Here is a 21,215-nt window from a genome sequence, read left to right as displayed (position 1 = left end):
GACAGGGGGGACTCTTGTGACCATGGTGCGACGATGGGGGCTCACCGGGTGGTCGGGCGCCGCCCTCCTGGTGGTGGCGGTGGCCCTGCTCATCGACCCCGCCCTGCGCAACGACATCGCCGTGGAGGGCGCGTTCCTGCTCCTGGTCTCCTGGGCGCCCATGCTCATCGGCGGCATCCTGGCCTGGGCCCTGGTCAAGGCCTTCGGAGACCGGGACGCACTGGACCGGCGCACCGCCGCCGCCATGGAGAGTCATCCCATCAATCGCGAGCTGGTGTGGCTGGCCCTGTTCGCGGTGGGATTCGTGGGGTGCATGGTCGTACTGAGCACCATCCTGAACATGTACGGATCACAGACCGGGACCGACCTGGCCATGTCGGCCTCCCTGGTGTCCCGGCTGCTGTTCCTGTTCACCCTGCCACTCCTGGTCATGGACCGGTCCGGTGTGGTCATCGACGGCAAGGGCACCGCCATGCCCGCCATCGCGCTCAAGGTCGACAGTCCCTGGCGCTGGCTGGGAATGATCCCGGTGGCCGTGGTGCTGGGGCTCATCGGCTTCACGCTCGTCCCCTACGTGGGTCTGCCGGTCCTGTCCTTCCCGCTCATCGGGTTCGTGCTGGCGTTCGCGGTGATCTCGGTGTGCGAGGAGATCTTCTTCCGCGGCATGCTACAGACGCGCCTGGAGATGCTCATGGGGCGCTGGGGCGGGATCGTGGCCACGTCGGTGCTGTTCGCGCTCGTCTACGCGATCGTCCAGCCCTATGACGCGGTGGCCCAGCTCCCCGGGAACGGTCTGGTCTACGACATGGGACTGTCCCTGTTGACCTATGCGACCGCGGGTCTGCTCTACGGCTACCTGTGGACGTGCTTCCGCAACACCTGGCTCAACGTGATCCTGCGGATCGGGGTGTTCCTCGTGCTGATGCCCCCGGACTTGCAAACCGGGATCATCTAGAACAATCACGAACAGGCAGCACTGAAAGCCCGACTCTCCCCGGGATGTCCCCTCGCCCCTGCCCCGCCGGCACCCCCATTGCCGCCTCCACGAGCCGAAACCTGCGCAAACTATGCTCGATAAGTGCAGGTGTTCGTGTGCATCTGGGTACAGAAGCTCCATAGCGGTCGTGTTGCGGTCATTTTCCCCTCATGGGGTTGTCACCGGCCGGTCATGAAAAGGGGGGAGTCTGCCAGCTGTGAGCACGGAACCCGTATCGACGTCAGCCGGTCCCAGTACCGCCGAACCTCCCGAACTGCCCCCCGACAGGTTCATGGACAGGGAGGAGGGATGGCTCCGCTTCAACCAGCGTGTCCTCGAACTGGCCGAGGACGACGACATCCCACTCCTGGAGCGCACCCGCTTCCTGGCCATCTTCTCCAGCAACCTGGACGAGTTCTTCATGGTCCGCGTCGCGGGCCTCAAACGTCGATTGGCCACCGGGCTCTCCGTCGCGTCGTCCAGCGGTCATCACCCGCGTGACCTGCTCGAACGCATCTCGGAGGTCACCCACGACCTCATGCTCCGGCACGCCTCGTGTTTCGAGCACAGCGTCGCCCCCGCCCTGCGCGAGGTCGGCGTCCGCATCGTGCGCTGGAACGACCTCGACGCCGCCGAACGCGAGTACCTGCACGGCTACTTCCGCCGGTCCATCTACCCCCTGGTCACCCCGTTCGCGGTGGACTCGGCGCATCCCTTCCCCTACATCTCCGGGCGGTCGCTCAACCTCGCCGTCACCGTCCGCGACCCGCGCGACGGGCGCCGCATGTTCGCCCGGGTCAAGGTGCCGGGCTCCCTGCCCCGGTTCATCGAACTCGGCACCAAGAGCGGTGGCCGGTTCGTGCCGGTGGAGGACATCATCGCCGCCCACCTGCCCCAGCTCTTCGAGGGCATGGAGGTCAAGGACCACCACGCCTTCCGGGTCACCCGCAACGCCGACCTGGAGGTGGACGAGGACGAGACCGACGACCTCGTCACCTCCCTGGAGAACGAGCTGCTGCGCCGCCGCTTCGGCCCCCTGGTGCGCCTGGAGGTCGAGCAGGACATCAGCGAGGAGATGCTGTCCATCCTCGCGGAGGAACTCGGTGCCGAGGAGGAGGAGATCTACCGGGTCCCCGGCCCGCTCAACCTCGCCGGCCTGTCCCAGATCGCCGATCTGGACCGGCCCGAACTCCACTACCCGCCGATGGTGCCGGTCGAGCCGCGCGCGCTCACCTCCGGGGACCTGTTCGCCGGCATCCGCGAACGCGAGGTGCTGGTCCACCACCCCTACGAGTCGTTCGCCACCACCACCGAACGGTTCCTCGCCCTGGCCGCCGTCGACCCCAAGGTCGTCGCCATCAAGCAGACCCTGTACCGCACCAGCGGCGACTCGCCCATCGTGGAGGCGCTCATCGAGGCCGCCCGCGCCGGGAAGGAGGTCGTGGTCCTGGTCGAGATCAAGGCCCGCTTCGACGAACAGAACAACATCCAGTGGGCCCGCAAGCTCGAATACGCCGGCTGCCACGTCGTCTACGGGGTCGTCGGCCTCAAGACCCACTGCAAACTGTCCATGGTCATCCGCCAGGACGACGACGGACTGCTGCGCCGCTACTGCCACGTCGGCACCGGCAACTACAACCCCAGCACCGCCCGCATCTATGAGGACTTCGGGCTGTTCAGCGCGTCCTCCGAGGTGGGCGAGGACGTCAGCGACCTGTTCAACAGCCTCACCGGCTTCTCCCGCAAGAAGCACTACCGCAGGCTCCTGGTGGCGCCCGCCGCGCTGCGCGAAGGGCTCCTGCAACAGATCGCCGCGGAGATCGACAACGCCCGCAAGGGCGAGCCCGCCCGCATCCGCATCAAGGTCAACTCCCTGGTGGACGAGGAGATCATCGACCACCTCTACCGTGCCTCGCAGGCCGGGGTCGGCGTGGACCTGTGGGTGCGCGGCAGCTGCGTCCTGCGCGCAGGGGTGCCGGGACTGTCGGAGAACATCAGGGTCCGCAGCATCCTCGGCCGTTTCCTGGAGCACTCCCGGATCTTCGTGTTCGCCAACGGGTGGCGTCCCCAGGTGTGGATCGGCAGCGCCGACCTCATGCCCCGTAACCTCGACCGCCGGGTGGAGGCCCTGGTCCGCATCTCCGACGGTGAGCAGTGCCGCCGGCTCATCGGCCTCATGGACCTGGCCATGTCCGACGGAACCTCCTCATGGCGGCTACAGGCGGACGGGACCTGGGACCGCGTCACCCACGGTCCGGACGGTGAACCGCTCGCCGACCTCCAGGACAGTCTGAGACGCGATCGGCACCTGCGAGTGGTGGAGGGCGCATGAGCGCGGACGGGACCGAGGGGATCGATCCGGTGCGGGCGCACAGCGCCCCCCGCACCACCGCCGTCGGCGGCTATCTCGAACCCATCCGGGCGGGCGGCGCGCTGCTGTGGCGGGAGGGTGGGGACGGGGTCGAGGTCGTCCTCATCCGGCGTCCCGCCCGGGACGACTGGACCCTGCCCAAGGGCAAGCTCAAGAACGGCGAGCACCCCATCATCGGGGCGGTCCGCGAGGTGCGGGAGGAGACCGGGCTGACACCCGTGCTCGGCCGCCGACTGCCCCCGCAGCGCTATCTCAAGGACGGCTGGCCCAAACAGGTCGAATGGTGGGCGGCGACCTCCGCCGAGGCCGACGCCCCCATCGACTACCAGGCCAACGAGGAGGTCGACCGGGTCGAATGGGTCCCGATCGCCGAGGCCCGGGACCGCCTCACCTACGACCACGACGTGGAGGTCCTGGACAACTTCCGGGCCGGGCCCGTGGACACCTTCCCCGTCATCCTGCTCCGGCACCTGTCGGCGGGGGAGAAGCGCACCTGGGACGACAGCGACCTGCTGCGCCCACTGGACGAGAGCGGTCGCGCCGACGCCCTGGCCCTGCCCCGGGTGCTGGGCGCCTACGGGCGGCCCCGGGTGGTGTCGTCGGCGGCGGCGCGCTGCACCGAGTCGATGCTGCCGTACACGGTGGAGGCCGACGTGTCGATGCGCACCGAACGCGCCTTCACGGTGCGGGAGGGGGCGCCGTCCTACGACGTCATCGCCGCCCGAGAGGCGTTCGCCCGCATCCTCGACGAGGGGTGGCCGACCGTGGTGTGCACGCACGGGGAACTCGTCCCCGACCTGATGGAGGAGGCGCTCACCCGCCTGGGGGCGCCGATCACCCAGCAGATGGGGTTGCGCAAGGGGTCGTTCTGGGTGATCCACGTGAGGGGGGGCGAACTCGCCGGAGTGGAACGGCACGCCGTCCGGGGGTAGCCGAAGGGCCTTTCGGGGGCGGTGCCATGATGGCGGCATGGCTGAGTACAAGGTTTCCCGGAGCGTCATCGTCGACGCCCCCGCCGCGCGGGTCTTCGGACTTCTCGCGTCGCCCGCCCTGCACCCGGAGTTCGACGGATCGGGGACCGTGCGCGGCAGTCTCTTCGGTCCGGACGTCCTGACCGAGGGCGCCGAGTTCGGCATGGACATGAAGATGTTCGGGCTGCCGTACCGGATGACCAACCGGGTGGTGGAGTACGAGAAGGACCGGCTCATCGCCTGGAGGCACTTCGGCCCGCACCGCTGGCGGTACGAGTTGGAGGAGTCTCCGGAGGGCGGGACCCGGGTGACCGAGACCTTCGACTACTCGAAGGGGGTACCGGCGTTCTACGTGCTCGCGGGGATACCCGCGCGCAACGCCGAGGGGATCGAGCAGACGCTGGTGCGTCTCAAGAAACTGGCGGAGCGGGGATGACGGGGCGGCGTGGCCCCGGCCGGGGGCCGGGGCCACGCCGTCGTACACGGTGTGAACGCGCCGGATCAGTAGTAGCCGTGGCCCCCGTCGTCCTCGCCGCCCCACCGGTCCCAGTCGCCGTGACCGGAGTACCCGTGGAGCGGAGAGGCGGGCTTCATCCCGTGGTGGCCGTGGTATCCGTGGTATCCGTCGTGACCACCGGCGGAGGCGGGCGCCGCGGTGAAGCCGAGGGCGGCCCCGGCGGCGAGGGTCATCAGGGCGATTCCAGCGATGCGCTTCACGAAAAAAATCCTCACTCTATGTAGTTGGCTAATGACCAACAGTTGTGACTTTAGGTCGCGTCACCGTGTTTGGCCAGTTCATCGCCTTGATTCTTCGCACGCCCCCGCCGAAGCGGCACTCATGTGCGGTGGTCCTGGGGTCCGATCGAACGGACACCCGCACCACGAGCGGCGGAAGGAGGGACCGCCCGTCGGAGCGCGTCGCCCCGGGCGAGCGGGCGGAACGGGCGATGATCCGCCGGGCCGGGACCACCCCTCTTCCCGGAGGCGATCTTCGGCCGACGGTGTTCTCGGGTCCGTCCCGAACCACCGCCGAGGCCCGGCCATCTCACATATCCGCACCGTTCCTCGCCGTCCGGGTCCATCCCGGCGGATCGCTAGAGTTCGGGCAGTGCCCCGTGCCCGTGGTGGACGCGGGGGAACCGTCGAGACGCAGTTGGGGGACCACTGGTGGAAACGACCTTCGGTGACGTCTGGCAGGAGGTGCTGACCACCCAGGCCGAACCGGAACAGTGGATCGTCATCGCCGCCGCGGCCTTGGCCTTGGCCGCCGTCCTGTTCAACCCCGTGTGGCGGGTGGGCCGCAACGTCGTCACCATCGCCCATGAGGGCGGTCACGCGCTGGTGGCCCTGCTCAGCGGCCGTCAGCTCACCGGTATCCGCCTGCACTCCGACACCTCCGGTGTCACGGTGTCGCGCGGCAGACCGAGCGGGATCGGCATGATCCTCACCGTCTTCGCCGGGTACGTCTCCTCGTCGATCATCGGCCTGCTCGGCATCCTCGTGCTGATGACGGACCACATCACCGCGCTGCTGTGGCTGAGCCTGGTGGTCCTGGCCGCCATGCTCCTGATGATCCGCAACATCTACGGCGTGATCTCCGTGGTGGGCACCGGTGCCATCGTGTTCGCGGTCAGTTGGTTCACCCCGACGGAGGTCCAGGCGGCCTTCGCCTACCTGTTCATCTGGTTCCTGCTGTTCGCCGGCGTCCGCCCGGTGTTCGAACTCCAGCGGCAGCGCGTCCGTCAGCCCTCCCCGCACTCGGACGCCGACCAGCTGGCCCGGCTCACCGGCCTCCCGGGCACCCTGTGGGTGATGGTCTTCGCCCTGGTCAACATCGCCGTCACCGGCCTGGGCGTGTGGCTGCTGCTCATCGCCTGACCGACCCGGCGTCCTCGCCGTCCGGAACACGGGAAAGGGGCGCGACCGCCGTGGTCGTGCCCCTTCGTCGTCTTCGGTGGCCGATGGCGGCCACCGGGCTCAGCTCACGTTGCTCCTCGGCGCGGCGAGTGCCTCGGAGACGGTGCCGAACACCGGGATGCGGGTGTCGAGCGCCGTGATCCGCAGGGTCTGCATCACCCGCGGGATGGGCGAGGCGATCGCCAGCACGGCCCGCTGCTCCCGGGCGGTCTTGTGCGCGCGGATGAGCACGCGCAGCCCGCTGGAGTCGATGAAACGCAGATCGGCGCAGTCCAGGACGACGCGGCCGTCCGGCTGGGTGACGAGCGCCTCGGTGACCGCGTCCTGGAACCGGTTCTCGGTGGCCAGGTCGATCTCCCCGTCCAAGGCCAGGACCCGGCCGGCATCGTGCAGGGTGGACGAGATGGTCAGGTCGGGCATGGCGACTCCGGCGTATTCGGGGCGAGCCCGACGGGTCTGCGGGACGGGCCGTACGCCACGCCGGGCCCGGGCCTCGACCGGTACGTTCAGTGCGTTACCGCGGTAGCCAAGCTGATGGTTCATCGTGTCCTCGCGTGCTGCCCCGAAATCATCGGGGCCGGGGATGTGACGCCGTTCTCCTCCGCCTCGGGGGACTCGCGGAGCGCGTCCACCCGTGGAACGTCCGGGTGCGGTTCGGAAGTTCCTTCGTGCGGTCCGCGTGTCACCGGTATTCGGAGATCGGCGGCGTGCCGCTCGGGGCGACTCCCGCACCCTTCACGACATCAAGAACCCGCCTGTCGGGGCGGTCATTCCCTCCCACGGGAGGGGCGGCGGCCGGATCGGTGGCCGGGATCTTCGGGAGACGGTGATCGTCGGGTGCCCCGCGGGGCGCCGAACGTCCCGTGCTTCGGCCGCTCAGCCTCGGACTTTACCACAGTGCCGTGGCCGTTTCGTGACGTGAGAGACGCAAGGTCGTGCTCGTTGCGGTTTGCGCATCGCGGCGTCGATGAGGTAGTCGTCACAGACACCGGGCGTTCTCGATGGGTTCGGTCTCCGGCGTCGGTCCCCCGTCCCGCTGTTGGAGCGCCCACACACAGGCCGACAGCGTCAGGGGCACGGCCACCGTCAGCGCGATCGCGGGGATGGCCACCCCCGAGTCGTTGACGGCGAACCCCACCAGCGCGGTCACCAGGGAACCGGTCAACCCCGCCCGGAGCGTCGGCGCGTACTCGTAGGCCCGTTGCAGGGCGCCGATGCGCCAGTTGGTGGGACGGTTGAGCACCGCGAACAGGAACACCAGCGCGCACGCCGCCAACAGGGTCAACTGCCAGTTACCGAGGGTGCCCAGCATCGCCCCGAGCTTGCGGGCCAGCACCGTTCCCGCCTCGCCGTCCGCCACCTGGGCGGCGAAGGCACCGAAATGGCTGCGCTCCTGCGGTGGGCGCAGGTGATCGAGCCAGGCCAGCAGCGTGATCGCCGCGACGGCCGTCACGCCCACCCCCGCCAGCCGCAGGAACGTCACGCGCACGCCCGCGATCATCATCGTGGTCACCGCGAGGCCCGGGATGAGCGCGATCACCCCGCCGAAGTCGGTGCCCAGGCCGGGCCAGCCGATGATGAGCACCGACGCCGACCCGATGGCCAGGGTCACCGGGACGGCGGCGCGCCGCCGTCCCCGCCGGATGAGCACGTGCGCGATCCCGGCCACCGTCATGAGCATGCCGGTGGCGAACGTGGCGAACGCTATGTTGCCGATCCCGTAGAACCGGCCGCCGACGATCGGGGAGTACCCGGTGGGCGAGTTCATCTGGAGATGGGCGCCGAAGCACAGGTCGACGAACAGCACCAGCGTGGTCGCCCCCGCCACCACCGTCATCGGCCCCAGGATGGTGCGCCGCCACGGGCCGGCGACGGCCAGGGCCACCACCAGCGCGTCGGCGGCCAGCACGCACCCGAGCAGTGCCACCGGCGGCGACTCGGCCGCCCACCACGGGATGAGATTGGCCAGATAGCTGGCGACGGGGAAGGCCGCTCCCGCCAACGCCACGATCCGGGTCACCGACAGCACCAGTGCGCGTTTGCCGCGCTGCCCGTCGGAGTAGCGGTGCAACGCGTAGGCGGCAGCCGCGTAGATGAGCAACTGCACGGCCACGAGACCGCTGAAGAACCCGGGGATGGAGGCTCCCACGACCACGGCGGCCGTGTTGAAGTCCACCAGCCGCTGCACGGCCCGGTCGGTGTCGGCGGTCCGCCCGGTCACGTGCCACGGTCGGCCGTTGAGCGGGACGTCCGTCCGCATCCCCAGTTCGGTCAGGACCGTGGGGGTGACGTCGGTGAGCGCGACCAGTCCCCGGCGCCGGGTGGACTCCGAGGCCAGGAACCCGATGGGCCCGGCCGGGCCCTGCTCCGCGACCTGGGCCGACAACGCCGCGGTCAGCTGGGAGGGGCCGCTGTCCATGGACACGCCCACCACCATGAGCGACGCGCCGGTGGGCAGCATCGCGATCAGGGTGCGCAGCCGTCCGTCGAGGGCGGTCAACGCCTCGTCCAGGTCCCGTTCGGGCACGTCATCGCGGTCCGGGCCGTCGGAGTCGCCGTTGAAGGGGTCGGCCTCCTCCGCGTCGGGGTACAGCCGGGTCAGGTCGGACAGTTCCACCGCCGCGAGGGAGACGCCGTCCAGGCGCTCGTCCAGGTCGCGCATGTCCGGGAGGTAATGGTCGACCCGCCCCCGACCGTCGGCGACGCCGAGCGCGGCCCCGGGACCCACGGCGAGCGTGGTCCCCCCGTGGCGGCGCACGGTGTCGCCGAGCGCTCCCACCGGCGCGGCGAACCGCGACGCGGCGTTCTGGCGCACATAGGAGTCGAAACCGGGGATGATCGCCCCGGAGCCGGTGCGTTCCGGTTCCGGGGCCGCCTCACAGGTCCCGAAGTCCTCACGGGCGGCCAGGGCGCGCTGCCCGGCCGACACCGACAACCACCCGTCGGTGGGGCAGGTGCGGGAGGTGGCGGTGCGGATGGACACGTTGCCGATGGCCGACCGGTCCGCCATGTCCCACAGGGTGGGCGTGTGCTCGGGGGTGATGTCCTGCCACAGCAGACCCGGCACTCCCACGAGCACCACGGGTTCCTCGCGGTGCCCGGGCACGTCCGGTTGCCGTTCCGCGGCCTGCGGGGCCGCGGTCGCCCGTGTCCCGTCCGCACCCGCGGCCGGTGCACCGCCGGGATCCGCCCACGCCGCCGGGGCGGCGCACAGCAGGGCGGCGAACGCCACCGTCGACGCGCACCAGCGCGCCGACACCGTGCCGATCGTCCCCGGACGCGCCGCCCCCGCGGCGCGGGTCCCTCGGGTCGCCGCCCGTGGGGCGTCGGCCATCCCCCGATGCGCCGACGCCGCCATGGCGAACCGTCCTGCCATCGTGGACCCCCCGTCGCACGTTCAGCCTGACTGGTCGCTCACCCTAGCGATCCCGGCGGCCCCATCGGGGGATACTCGCCCGCTCCGCCCGAATCCGGTCCGGGACCCCTGTGCCTCGGGTCGATCCGGAACGGCCCGGTTCAGGGGGCCAGGCCCCAGCCCTTGAGCACCTCGGCGGTGTCGGGCCGCGGACGTCCCCGGGTGACCCCGCCGGGGGTACGGGAGAAGCGCGGAGCGGGACCAGGGACGACCCGCTCGCCCTCGCGGGTCAGTGTGCCCCGGGCCCGCACGTGCGGGTGATCGGGTGCCTCCTCCAGGGACAGGATCGGCATCACGCACGCGTCCACCTCCTCGAACACCGCCGCCCACTCGTCACGGCTCCGGGTGCGCAGGACCTCGGCGAACCGCTCGCGCAGCCGGGGCCACCCCGTCCGGTCCCACTGGTCGGGCAGGTCCTCCGCGTCGAGCCCGGTGCCTGCCAGGAACGCCGCGTAGAACTGCGGTTCGATGCAGCCCACCGACACGTGCCGGCCGTCGGCGCACTCGTAGACGTCGTACCAGGGGGCGCCGGTGTCCAGGTAGTTCGTCCCGCGTTCGTCGCTCCACGAATCACGGGCCCGGTCCTCGTGCACCATCGACATCAGCAGCGACGAACCGTCGATCATGGCGGCGTCCACGACCTGGCCGCGCCCGGAGGAGTCGCGTTCCACCAGGGCGGCGAGGACGCCGGTGACGGTGAACATGGTGCCGCCCGCGAAGTCGCCGAGCAGGTTGATCGGAGGGACCGGCGGGCCGTCGGCACGGCCGATGGCGTGCAGGGCGCCGTTGACGGAGATGTAGTTCATGTCGTGTCCGGCGGTCAGGGCCAGCGGGCCGTCCTGGCCCCAACCGGTGACACGGGCGTAGACCAGCCGGGGATTGAGGGCCAGGCAGGTCTCGGGACCCAGCCCCAACCGCTCCATCACCCCGGGCCGGAAACCCTCCAGCAGGACGTCGGCCCGTTCGATGAGGTCACGGGCGAGCGTCCGTCCCTCCTCGGACTTCAGGTCGGCGCCCAGGACGGCACGGCCCTCGCTCATGTGGGGACCGGGGAGACCGGTGTTCACCGCCTCGGCGGCCTGCGGTCGGTCGAGGCGGACGACGTCGGCGCCCAGGTCGGCCAGCAGCATCGCGGCCATCGGCGCCGGTCCGAGGCCGGTGAACTCGACGACGCGGATTCCGGTGAGGGGTCCCATGTACGCGGCCTCCAGGAGGGGGTGTGGATTAGAACGACGTTCGGTTAATTGTGCCGGGTCCGCCCTCGCGGCACCAGGGAGGGCCCCGGAGGGCCATCGGGGCAAAAGCAATGAAAAGCCGCTTTTCTTTTTTCGTACCCTTCCCATTTTCGGTGAGTCCGAAAATTGAACAATGGTCTGGTGCTAATGTGTCCGATGCTCGGACGGCCGACGGCGCCCTCGCCACCTGCCACGACACGGTCGCCGAAACGACGGGGGCACCGCACGGTCCCCGAACGTCCCTCTCCCAGTGGAATCGCAGGAACAGCCATGCCCCGTACCCGGACGACCGCCCAACGCCGCCCCCGAGGCCGTCGCCGCGCCCGACGCCGCCTTCCCCCGCCGCTCCTGGCCGCCGTCACCGCGGCCGTCCTCGCGCTCGGCGCGGGCGGTACCGCCCTGGCCGCCCACAAGACCGTCGTCCTCGACGTCAACGGCACCGAGCGCACCGTCCACACCTTCGGCGGCACCGTCGCCGACGCCCTCGACGCCGCCGACATCACCCTCGCCGACGGCGACCTGGTCGCCCCCGCCCTCGACGCCCCCGTCGCCTCCGGCGAACACGTCCTCGTCCGCTCCCCCCGCGACCTCACCGTCGAACTCGACGGCCACCCCCTGGCCCACAGCGTCAACGCCGCCACCCTCGGCGAGGCCCTCCGCCAGATCGGCCTGGACCCCGAGGGCGTGGCCCTCTCCACCGCCCACGACACCCCCATCCCCACCGACGGACTCACCGTCACCGCCGAACGCGCCCCGCGCATGGTCGTCCTGCGCGACACCGTCCGCACCGAGACCCGTTCCACCGGGGACACCGTCGCCGACGTCCTCGACGCCGCCCACGTCACCCTCGGCGAACACGACATCGTCACCCCCGACCCCGACACGGCCGCCGCACCCGACATGACCGTCCGCGTCGTCCCGGTCCTCGGCGAACCCGTCACCGAGGAGATCCCCATCGAGGCGGAGACCGTCGAACGCGAGAACCCCGACCTGCCCGAAGGCGAACGCGAGACCGTCACCGAACCCGAGGACGGCGTCAAACGGGTCGTCACCGCCACCGTCCTGCACCACGGTGAGGAGGTCGAACGGGTCCTGGAGGAGGAGGTCGTGACCGCACCCGTCGAGGGCGTCGTCGACATCGGCACCAAGGCACCCGAGGGCACGCCCCCGGCCGGCGGCGGCGCGGCAGCCGACCTCAACTGGTCGGCCCTCGCCCAGTGCGAATCCGGGGGGAACCCCTCCGCCGTCAACTCCGCGGGCGGCTACCACGGCCTCTACCAGTTCAGCCCTTCCACCTGGCAGTCCGTGGGCGGCACCGGCCTGCCCTCCGAGGCCACCCCACAGGAACAGACCCAACGCGCCCAACAGCTCTACAACGCCGTCGGCGGCGACTGGCAGAGCCAGTGGCCCCACTGCGGCGTCCACCTCTTCGACTGAGCCGAGCCCGCCCGGCCCGCGACCGACGGCGCGCCCTCCCGGGCACCCGCCCCGGGAGGCGGGCCGGCGGCCCACGGAGGACACCCCCCGCCGACCTCCGGAACCCCGGCCGCGCCCTCTCCTCCCCGGGGATCCGCCTCCCCGGGGACCTGGCAAGATGTGGGGGTGACACAGACACCCGCACCCGACGAACGATCCCGCCTGCTCACCCCCGCCGACGTGCGGGTCCTGGCCGAGCGGCTCGGAGTACGGCCCACCAAGACCCTCGGGCAGAACTTCGTCATCGACCACGGCACCGTGCGCCGCATCGTCAGGGTCGCCGGGGTCGGCGAGGGGGACGTCGTCGTGGAGGTCGGGCCCGGTCTGGGCTCCCTCACCCTGGCGCTGCTCCCCCACGTGCGCGCGGTGACCGCCATCGAGATCGACCCGGTGCTCGCCGACGCCCTGCCCGGCACCGTCGCCGACCATGCCCCCGAACTCGCCGATCGGCTCACGGTCGTCCTCGCCGACGCCATGCGCATCGCCGAGGTCCCCGGCCCGGCCCCCACGGCGCTGGTCGCCAACCTGCCCTACAACGTGTCCGTTCCGGTCCTGCTGCACCTGCTCGAACTCCTGCCGAGCCTCGAACGGGTCCTGGTGATGGTCCAGGCGGAGGTCGCCGACCGCATCACCGCCACCCCCGGCGGTCGCATCTACGGCGTCCCCTCCGCCAAGGTCGCCTGGTACGCCGGCGCCCGCCGCGCCGGCGCCGTCGGCCGCACCGTGTTCTGGCCCGCCCCCAACGTCGACTCCGGGCTGGTCGAGCTCATCCGCCGACCGCGGCCCGAGACGAAGGCCACCCGCGAGGAGGTCTTCCGGGTGATCGACGCCGCCTTCGCCCAGCGGCGCAAGACCCTGCGCGCCGCCCTGGCCGGCTGGGCCGGCTCGGCCCCCGCCGCCGAGACCGCTCTGCGCGCCGCCGGGGTCGACCCGTCCGCGCGGGGCGAGTCCCTGGACGTGGCACGCTTCGCCGCCATCGCCGAGCACCGCCCGGCCGACGCCCCCCGCCCCTGACGGCCGGCCCGTGACCGATCCCCCGTTCGACACCCCCTGAACGCACACGACGGGGGCGCGGCCCCCGTCGCGCCCCCGTCGTCGCCGATCCGGTCACTCCCCGTCGTCGGGACCCCTTGGAGCGGCGGCCCGTTCGGCCGCCACCCGCGTCCTGGCCCGCGAGCGCTGTAGCGCCCGCACCACCCCGACCGCGACCAGCCCGACGACGAGCACCGGGATCGCCCACCAGACGCCGAACTCCCAGTCTCCGGTGCCCCGCACGACGAACGCGACGGCCAGACCGAGGAACAGCACCCCCGCGAGCAGCGACCCCCAATCGGTTCTACGCTTCGCCATGCAGTACCTCCACAACCCCGACGCGCGTGTCGGTGTCGACTCTGATCAGCGGGACCTCGTCGTCCCCGGTCTCCCGGGCCGGTCCGTAGTCCTCCTCGAACGTCGAGGAGAAGCCGAAGCGATCACGCGCCGAACCCCCCTCGTCCCCGGCCGGGGCGGGACCCTGGAGCACACCCGCGCCGAACGTCGCGGTCAACTCCACCCGGGCGTCGTCGGGCAGCACCAGCAGCACCCTGCCCGCGCCGACCCCCGCCGACACGTCCACGCCCTCCCCGGGTTCCAGGTCCTCCAACGCGGTCAGGTCCACGGTGACGTCGCCCATCGTCAACCGGTGCTCACCCGCCTCGGCCGCCGCGACCGTCGTCGGCCGCCACACCTCCTCGCCGATCCGCATCCGGGTCACGTCCACCGTGGACACCGTCACCAGTGCCAGCGTCAACAGCACCCCCAAGAACCCCAGCCCGCGCGGATTGCCGACCCAGGTGCCGACCACCGCGAACAGACCGACGAGCCCCAGCCCCCCGGCCAGGAAGAACACGCCCGTCTCGGGCCCCAGCAGCAACCGCGCCGTGTCGGCGCTCCACAGGGACGAGATCCTCTCGAACACGATGATCGGCGCCAGCACGGCGGCCGTGACCAGGGTCCACAACGCGCACGACCCCAGCGGGAAACCCCGTCGGCACGCCTGGTCCCCGGAGGGCTCCGGCCGCCCGGCGGCGTCCCCGGGCCCCTCGTCCTCCTCATCGCCGCCCGGGCCCGGCTCGCGGTCGCGCAACGTGCGCTCCGCCACCACCGCCAGGTCCACCGGCCCCGCCGGAGCCGAGGCCCACGGCTGCGCCGGGTTGTAATACGTCGGAACCGGCCCCGGAACGGGCGGCTGCGGCGGCGGCCTCTTGGCGCGCAACTCCTCGCCCAGACCGGTGAGCGAGGTCCGCAGATCCACCCCGCGTCCGCGCGCCGCCAGCACGCCCAGCACCAGCGGCACCGCCAACACCAGCGTCGACCAGCCGAACCCGCCGACCAGACTGAACGCCGTCGCCACCGCCAGGCCCAACGCCAACAGCTTCAACACCGCCCGGGACGGGATGCCCCGGTCGAGCATCTGCTCGATGGTCGCCGGCCCGCCCTGGGCGTCGCGCATCAACATCCACGCGGCGAGGTACAACAGCACACCCGTGCCCCCGGCGAACGCGGTCAGCGCGAACGCCGCACGCCACACCACGGGGTCGACATCGGTGTAGTGCCCCAGACCCGCGCACACACCGGCGAGGACCCGATCGCCGTCCGCCTTGCGCAACTCCCGGACGGGCGTCGGGTCCGCGCTCGACCCCGGCGCACCGGAGCCCTGGGGGACAGGTCCCTCACTCATGGTCACTCACCGCACTCTCCTCACACACCCATGGTCACCCGAAGCGTCGACCAGGGGAATCCGGGACGACCCTGACCCCACCCTGACCACGGACCAGGGCACGTCCGGGGGGCGCACCCCGATGCCCGCCGCCCACCGCCCGGTGCATGCTGGTACGGCGGGGGCACCCGTGCGCCCCGCACACCACCACGCGCACGGACGGAAGTCATGGACAACGGAAGCGGTGATCGGCCGGTGACGAGCACGGTCGCGGACACCCCGCGGCTCACCCGCGCGGTCGACGGACGACTCCTCGGCGGTGTCGCGGCGGGCCTGGCCCGCCACCTGGGCCTGGATCCCATCGTCGTCCGACTCGCCTTCATGGCCCTGGCCGTCGGCGGTATCGGCATCGCCGTCTACGTCGCCCTGTTCTTCTTCGTTCCCGCGGAGACCGCCGAACGGGAGGGCGACCCCGAGGCCAGGACCGCCGACAACCGGCGCAAGGGCCGCGACATCTCCCAGCTCGTCGCCTACCTGGGCCTGGCCGCCGGGCTCGGCTTCCTCTTCCTGCTCTTCGGCGGCGTCTTCGACCCGCTCCTGTGGTTCGTCGTGTTCGGCACCCTGGGCGGCGTCATCCTGTGGCAGCAGGCCAACCCCAACCAGCGCGACGAGTGGATGACCAGCACCGTCGGCCGGGGCGGCGGCAAGGGACTCATGCGGGCCGGCGCCGGGGTGCTCCTCGTCGTCATCGGCGTCATCGGGTTCCTGGTCTTCCAGGAACAGCTCCAGAACGCCCGCGCCGGCCTGACCTTCGCGTTCACCCTGCTCGCCGGCGTCTCGCTCATCGTCGCCCCCTGGATCATCGGCCTCATCCGCGAACGCGACGCCGAGCGCCGCGAGCGCATCCGCAACGCCGAACGCGCCGAACTCGCCGCCCACATCCACGACTCCGTCCTGCACACCCTCACCCTCATCCAGCGCCGCGCCGATGACGCCCGCGAGGTCCAACGCCTCGCCCGGGTCCAGGAACGCGCCCTGCGCAGCTGGCTCTACCAGCGACCCGCCGACGCCGAGACCACCGTCTCCCCGGCCCTGGAACGCGTCGCCGCCGAGGTCGAGGAGGAGCACGGCGTGCCCATCGACGTGGTGTGCGTGGGCGACTGCCCGGTCGACGACGGACTGCACGCCATGCTCCGCGCCGCCCGCGAGGCCATGGTCAACGCCTCCAAGTACGCCGGCACCGACACCATCTCCGTGTTCGGCGAGGTCGAACCGGAGGAGGTCCTGGTGTTCGTGCGCGACCGGGGTACCGGATTCGACCTCGACGACGTCCCCGAGGACCGCATGGGCGTGCGCGGTTCCATTCTGGGCCGCATGGACCGCCACGGCGGATCCGCACGCATCCGCACCGCTCCCGGCGAGGGCACCGAGGTGCAGTTGCGCATGCCCCGCATTCCCCAGATGTAGAGGTGCCCGAGCGATGGGTAGAGTTCCCGTTGTGGGAGACGACAGCAGCACGACCTTCAATGACGGTGACGCGGTTCCCCGCGTCGTGATCGTGGACGACCACCGCCTGTTCCGCAGCGGCGTCCGTGGCGAACTCGGAGACTCCGTCGAGGTGATCGGAGAGGCCGGAGACGTCGACAGCGCGGTGCACGTGATCGAACAGGCCCGGCCCGACCTGGTCCTGCTCGACGTGCACCTTCCCGGCGGCGGCGGGGTCGAGGTGCTACGCCGTGTTCTGGCCCGCCACCCGCAGATCCGCTTCCTGGCCCTGTCGGTCTCCGACGCCGCCGAGGACGTCATCGGCGTGGTCCGCGGCGGCGCCCGCGGTTACGTCACCAAGACCATCTCCGGCAAGGAACTGGCCGACGCCATCGTGCGGGTGGCCGACGGCGACGCCGTGTTCTCCCCGCGCCTGGCCGGGTTCGTCCTGGACGCCTTCTCGGCGACCGACGCACCGCCCGTGGACCCCGAACTGGACCGCCTCACCCAGCGCGAACGCGAGGTGTTGCGGCACATCGCCCGGGGCTACGCCTACAAGGAGGTCGCCAAGGAGCTGTTCATCTCCGTCAAGACGGTGGAGACCCACGTCTCGTCGGTGCTGCGCAAGCTCCAGCTCTCCAACCGGCACGAACTCAGCCGGTGGGCGACCGCCCGCAGACTCGTCTGAGCCCCCCGGGGCCCGCGGGCCCCGGGGAGGCCGGTCCGCGCGGTCAGCGCAGCGAGTCGAGCATCCGGCCCAGGAACTCCTCCTCGGCCACGCCCGTGATCACCCGCGCCGGACGCCGCTCGTCCCCACCGGGACGCGGCCGCAGATCCGCGACGGTCATCCCGCGCGTCAGCGCGCCGGCCAGTTCCACCCGTACCGGGGCCTCGAAGGCCTCCGTCACCATGGACGGGTCCACCAGTACCGCCGCGGCCAACGGATCGTGCATCGCGCACTGACGCACACCGAAGATCCCCTTGTAGAAGTCGGCGTAGAAGTCCAGGAACTCCGAGGTGCGCCCGGCCTTCTCACCCGGCACCCCCTTCAGTTCCTCCAGCCACTCCGTGGTCGCCACCGTCTTCATGGTGATGTCCAACGCCACGAGGTCCAGGTCGAACCCGGCGGCGAACACCGCCTCCGCGGCCTCCGGGTCGTTGTTGATGTTGGCCTCGGCGTGCGAGGACACGTTGCCGGGCACCCGCACCGCGCCGCCCATCACGACCAGCTTGCGCACCAGACCCGGCAGTCCCGGCTCCAGCCCCAGCGCGATCGCCAGGTTGGTCAACGGGCCCACCGCCAGCACGTCCAGCTCGCCGGGGTATTCCCGGGCCAGCCGTACCAGCAGCTCCGCCGCGCTCTCCGCCACCGGCCCACCGGCGGGCGGGGGCAGCTCCACCCCGCCCAGACCGTTGTCACCGTGGACGTGCGGGGCCAACCGGGGCGCCTGCACCAGCGGCCGGGACGCGCCCACCGCCACCGGGACACCCGGTCGCCCGTACAGCTCCAAGAGCCGCAGGGCGTTGTCCGCCGTCACGTCGACGCCGCCGTTGCCGAACACCGCGCCGATGCCCACGATCTCGACCTCGGGTCGCGCGGCGAGATAGGCGAGGGCGACGGCGTCATCGATCCCCGGATCGCAGTCGACGAACACGCGCATGATGTGGAGACCCCCCGAACAAGAGTGACGGCCCCCGCTCACACGAGGGCCCGGAACAGAGAAACAGACTAAACCGGACGAACATCCGATCCGGCCGCGAAGCACCGTGAGCCGGCGGTGGCGGGCGGTGTTGTCGTCCGACGGTCGTAACCTGGAACCCGTGTCCTCCCAAGAGCAGCTTCTCGAAGGTCTGAACGGTCCGCAGCACGAGGCGGTCACCCACGGCGGTGGCCCGCTCCTCATCGTGGCGGGCGCCGGGTCGGGCAAGACCCGCGTCCTCACCCACCGCATCGCGTATCTGATGGCGGCCCGGGGGGTGCGTCCCGGAGAGATCCTCGCGATCACGTTCACCAACAAGGCCGCCGCCGAGATGCGCGAGCGCATCTCGGCCCTCCTCGGCGCCCGGGCCGCGGCCAGCATGTGGACCATGACCTTCCACTCGGCGTGCGTGCGCATCCTGCGCCGGGAGGCGCACCGTCTCGGCTACCCGAGCGGGTTCACCATCTACGACTCCGCCGACTCCGCGCGGCTCATGCAGCTCGTCTGCAAGGAGATGGACCTGGACCCCAAGCGGTTCCCGCCCAAGTCCTTCTCCGCCCAGATCTCCAACCTCAAGAACGAACTGGTCGACTACGACACGTTCGCCGAGCAGGCCCAGACCGAGCAGGAGAAGAAGCTCGCCGAGGCCTACAAGCTGTACCAGCGCCGTCTGCACGAGGCCGGCGCCATGGACTTCGACGACCTCATCATGGTCACGGTCAACCTGCTCCAGATGTTCCCGGACGTGGCCGAGCACTACCGGCGCCGTTTCCGGCACGTCATGGTCGACGAGTACCAGGACACCAACCACGCCCAGTACGTGTTCATCCGCCGACTGGTCGGCGTGGAGAGCGACCCCGACACCGCCGTCGTCCCGCCCTCCGAGCTGTGCGTGGTCGGTGACGCCGACCAGTCCATCTACGCGTTCCGGGGCGCGACCATCCGCAACATCCTGGAGTTCGAACGCGACTTCCCGAACGCGCGCACGATCCTCCTGGAGCAGAACTACCGCTCCACCCAGACGATCCTGTCGGCGGCCAACGCCGTCATCGAGCGCAACGAGGGACGACCCGCGAAGAACCTGTGGTCGGAACAGGGCCAGGGCACGCCCATCGTCGGTTACGTCGCCGACAACGAACACGACGAGGCGGCGTTCGTCGTCGGGGAGATCGACCAGCTCACCGACGACGGCTCGATCACCCCGAGCCAGGTCGCGGTGTTCTACCGCACCAACGCCCAGTCCCGGGTCTTCGAGGACGTGTTCATCCGGATGGGCCTGCCGTACAAGATCGTCGGCGGAGTGCGCTTCTACGAGCGCAAGGAGATCCGCGACATCCTCGCCTACCTGCGGGTCCTGGCCAACCCGGAGGACACCGTCAGCCTGCGGCGCATCCTCAACGTTCCCAAGCGCGGCATCGGTGCCCGCGCGGAGGAGTCCCTCGAACTGTTCGCCGCCCGCGAGCGCATCACGTTCGCCCGGGCCCTGCGGCGGGTCGACGAGGTCCCGGCGATGGCGACCCGCTCGGTCAACGCGGTCCGCAACTTCACCGCGCTCCTGGACGAACTCGCCGCGGGGGTCCCCGGGTCCACCCCGTCGCAGATCGTGGAGATGGTGCTGGCCAAGACCGGGTACCTGTCCGAACTCACCGAGTCCAAGGACATCCAGGACGAGAGCCGGGTGGAGAACCTGGAGGAGTTCGTGGACGTGGCCCGGGAGTTCGAGAACACCTTCTCCGCGCTGCTGGAGGACGAGGCGGCCCTGGAGGGGGAGGAGGGGCCGGGAACGGTCGAGGAGGCCGAGCCCACCCTGGTGGACTTCCTGGAACGGATCTCCCTGGTGGCCGACACCGACCAGCTCCCGGACGCCGATGCCGAGGGCGGGGTGGTCACCCTGATGACCCTGCACTCCGCCAAGGGGCTGGAGTTCCCCGTCGTGTTCCTGACGGGGTTGGAGGACGGTGTGTTCCCGCACATGCGGACCCTGGGCGACAAGACCCAGCTGGAGGAGGAGCGCCGTCTGGCGTACGTGGGCCTGACCCGGGCCGAACGTCTCCTCTACGTGAGCCGAGCCGCCGTGCGCAGCGCCTGGGGCAGCCCGTCGTACAACCCGGCGTCCCGGTTCCTGGACGAGATCCCGCCGTCGCTGGTCGATTGGCGTCGGGGCGAGGCCACGGTGCTGAGCGCCCCGCCCGGTCGCGGCATCGGCGGGGCCCGTCGCGGTTCGGGCTTCGGGGGGGAGGGCTTCGGGGGCACCTTCGGGAGCAGGAAGACCACCGCACGCACGACCGAGGCGCCCTCCCTGAGCGTGGGCGACCTGGTCAACCACGACTCGTTCGGGATGGGCCGGGTCCAACTCGTGGAGGGCTCGGGGGACAAGACCAAGGCCCGCGTCGACTTCGGCGCGGACATCGGCGAGAAGGACTTCCTGGTCAAGTACGCCCCGATCGAGAAGCTCTGATCCGCCGGATTCGGGGGATGGAAGCCGAGACCTGAGGCCCACAAGGAGTTCTGTGGGCCTCTGTCGTTTTTGTCCGCTGGTTGTAAGGCACGACACGGGCAAGGATCGGCGAACGCGTCACGAGCACTCCCCGAGAGGGGTAGTGTTGGCCAAGACCGAGCGAGCCGGACGCGATCACGCGGACGGGCCGGTCCACCTCCCTTCCGAAGTTCACCGGTTCGAAGCACCGCTTCGACCATGTAAACTCGGTCGGGTCGCTCCGAAAAGGAGCAAAACCCTTCACTTCAGAAGGTTCCAGAAAACGCCGATTTGGCGGGACACGGAAACGCTGATAAAGTGAAGACACAACAAAGCGGAAACGCAAACGTCTTCCACGGAAGAGCACGAGCGGACCTTGTGGTCCGGGGCTTGTACGGGAAGAACGGTTGTTTCTTGAGAACTCAACAGCGCGTGTTCGATTTTCTTTAAGCCATGTTTGTTTTGGCCCCGTCACACACGATCAGTGCGATCGGG

Annotated in this window: 17 protein-coding genes; 10 read left to right on the top strand and 7 right to left on the bottom strand. The window is 70.7% G+C overall.

Features of this window, described 5'->3' with window-relative positions; all coding sequences use genetic code 11:
• Positions 1 to 22 precede the first annotated feature (22 nt).
• From RM479_RS20100 to RM479_RS20085, 4 genes are all read left to right on the top strand, one after another.
• Entirely contained in the window at positions 23 to 955 is a 933-nt protein-coding gene (locus tag RM479_RS20100) for a CPBP family intramembrane glutamic endopeptidase (protein WP_311513285.1), read from the top strand.
• A 313-nt stretch (positions 956 to 1,268) separates the two neighbouring features.
• Entirely contained in the window at positions 1,269 to 3,308 is a 2,040-nt protein-coding gene (locus tag RM479_RS20095) for an RNA degradosome polyphosphate kinase (RefSeq protein WP_397222719.1), read from the top strand.
• Positions 3,305 to 4,279 carry an NUDIX hydrolase gene (locus RM479_RS20090; protein ID WP_311513282.1) on the top strand — a complete coding sequence of 325 codons (975 nt, stop codon included), beginning with the start codon at positions 3,305 to 3,307 and terminating at the stop codon, positions 4,277 to 4,279. Before RM479_RS20095 ends, RM479_RS20090 begins: the two co-directional genes overlap by 4 nt.
• Positions 4,280 to 4,316: 37 nt before the next feature.
• Complete coding sequence (locus RM479_RS20085) at positions 4,317 to 4,754, top strand: SRPBCC family protein (RefSeq protein WP_311513281.1); 438 nt, start codon at positions 4,317 to 4,319, stop codon at positions 4,752 to 4,754.
• A gap of 65 nt (positions 4,755 to 4,819) precedes the next feature.
• Here the strand turns inward: RM479_RS20085 and RM479_RS20080 are convergent, their stop codons facing one another.
• Entirely contained in the window at positions 4,820 to 5,035 is a 216-nt protein-coding gene (locus RM479_RS20080; RefSeq protein ID WP_311513280.1) for a hypothetical protein, read from the bottom strand.
• Between the two features lie 450 nt (positions 5,036 to 5,485).
• Between RM479_RS20080 and RM479_RS20075 the strand changes: the two genes are divergently transcribed.
• On the top strand, positions 5,486 to 6,196 hold the full coding sequence (locus tag RM479_RS20075; protein ID WP_311513279.1) for a M50 family metallopeptidase: 711 nt from the start codon (positions 5,486 to 5,488) through the stop codon (positions 6,194 to 6,196).
• A gap of 99 nt (positions 6,197 to 6,295) precedes the next feature.
• On the opposite strand, the gene RM479_RS20070 is transcribed toward RM479_RS20075, so the two are convergent.
• The 3 genes from RM479_RS20070 to RM479_RS20060 all read right to left on the bottom strand — a co-directional run bounded on the left by RM479_RS20070 (position 6,296) and on the right by RM479_RS20060 (position 10,846).
• Positions 6,296 to 6,655, bottom strand: a complete 360-nt coding sequence (locus RM479_RS20070) for an STAS domain-containing protein (protein WP_311513407.1) — start codon at positions 6,653 to 6,655, stop codon at positions 6,296 to 6,298.
• Between the two features lie 559 nt (positions 6,656 to 7,214).
• Entirely contained in the window at positions 7,215 to 9,611 is a 2,397-nt protein-coding gene (locus tag RM479_RS20065) for a hypothetical protein (protein WP_311513278.1), read from the bottom strand.
• A gap of 140 nt (positions 9,612 to 9,751) precedes the next feature.
• Positions 9,752 to 10,846 (bottom strand): CaiB/BaiF CoA transferase family protein, encoded by a 1,095-nt coding sequence (locus RM479_RS20060; protein WP_311513277.1) that lies wholly within the window; start codon positions 10,844 to 10,846, stop codon positions 9,752 to 9,754.
• A 309-nt stretch (positions 10,847 to 11,155) separates the two neighbouring features.
• Between RM479_RS20060 and RM479_RS20055 the strand changes: the two genes are divergently transcribed.
• Together RM479_RS20055 and rsmA are read left to right on the top strand one after the other, a co-directional pair.
• A complete protein-coding gene (locus tag RM479_RS20055) occupies positions 11,156 to 12,322 on the top strand; it encodes a ubiquitin-like domain-containing protein (RefSeq protein ID WP_311513276.1) in 1,167 nt (388 codons plus the stop codon).
• A gap of 159 nt (positions 12,323 to 12,481) precedes the next feature.
• On the top strand, positions 12,482 to 13,375 hold the full coding sequence (rsmA, locus tag RM479_RS20050; protein ID WP_311513274.1) for a 16S rRNA (adenine(1518)-N(6)/adenine(1519)-N(6))-dimethyltransferase RsmA: 894 nt from the start codon (positions 12,482 to 12,484) through the stop codon (positions 13,373 to 13,375).
• A gap of 93 nt (positions 13,376 to 13,468) precedes the next feature.
• On the opposite strand, the gene RM479_RS20045 is transcribed toward rsmA, so the two are convergent.
• Positions 13,469 to 13,711, bottom strand: a complete 243-nt coding sequence (locus tag RM479_RS20045; RefSeq protein WP_274812204.1) for a hypothetical protein — start codon at positions 13,709 to 13,711, stop codon at positions 13,469 to 13,471.
• Positions 13,698 to 15,080: a PspC domain-containing protein gene (locus RM479_RS20040; protein ID WP_311513271.1), complete on the bottom strand. Its 1,383-nt coding sequence runs from the start codon at positions 15,078 to 15,080 to the stop codon at positions 13,698 to 13,700. Before RM479_RS20040 ends, RM479_RS20045 begins: the two co-directional genes overlap by 14 nt.
• A 207-nt stretch (positions 15,081 to 15,287) precedes the next feature.
• Between RM479_RS20040 and RM479_RS20035 the strand changes: the two genes are divergently transcribed.
• Both RM479_RS20035 and RM479_RS20030 read left to right on the top strand, forming a co-directional pair.
• Positions 15,288 to 16,526: an ATP-binding protein gene (locus tag RM479_RS20035; protein WP_311513269.1), complete on the top strand. Its 1,239-nt coding sequence runs from the start codon at positions 15,288 to 15,290 to the stop codon at positions 16,524 to 16,526.
• A gap of 13 nt (positions 16,527 to 16,539) precedes the next feature.
• A complete protein-coding gene (locus RM479_RS20030) occupies positions 16,540 to 17,232 on the top strand; it encodes a response regulator (protein ID WP_397222675.1) in 693 nt (230 codons plus the stop codon).
• A gap of 43 nt (positions 17,233 to 17,275) precedes the next feature.
• On the opposite strand, the gene RM479_RS20025 is transcribed toward RM479_RS20030, so the two are convergent.
• Positions 17,276 to 18,205: a nucleoside hydrolase gene (locus RM479_RS20025; protein WP_311513268.1), complete on the bottom strand. Its 930-nt coding sequence runs from the start codon at positions 18,203 to 18,205 to the stop codon at positions 17,276 to 17,278.
• A 160-nt stretch (positions 18,206 to 18,365) separates the two neighbouring features.
• Between RM479_RS20025 and pcrA the strand changes: the two genes are divergently transcribed.
• Positions 18,366 to 20,702, top strand: coding sequence for a DNA helicase PcrA (gene pcrA / locus RM479_RS20020; protein ID WP_311513267.1), 2,337 nt, complete (start codon positions 18,366 to 18,368; stop codon positions 20,700 to 20,702).
• The last annotated feature ends 513 nt before the right edge of the window (positions 20,703 to 21,215 follow it).

It is taken from the genome of Nocardiopsis lambiniae (genome assembly GCF_031845465.1).
GTDB lineage: Bacteria > Actinomycetota > Actinomycetes > Streptosporangiales > Streptosporangiaceae > Nocardiopsis > Nocardiopsis lambiniae.
Note: the sequence above shows the minus strand (reverse complement) of the source record. Positions and strands in the feature narration are given on the sequence as shown.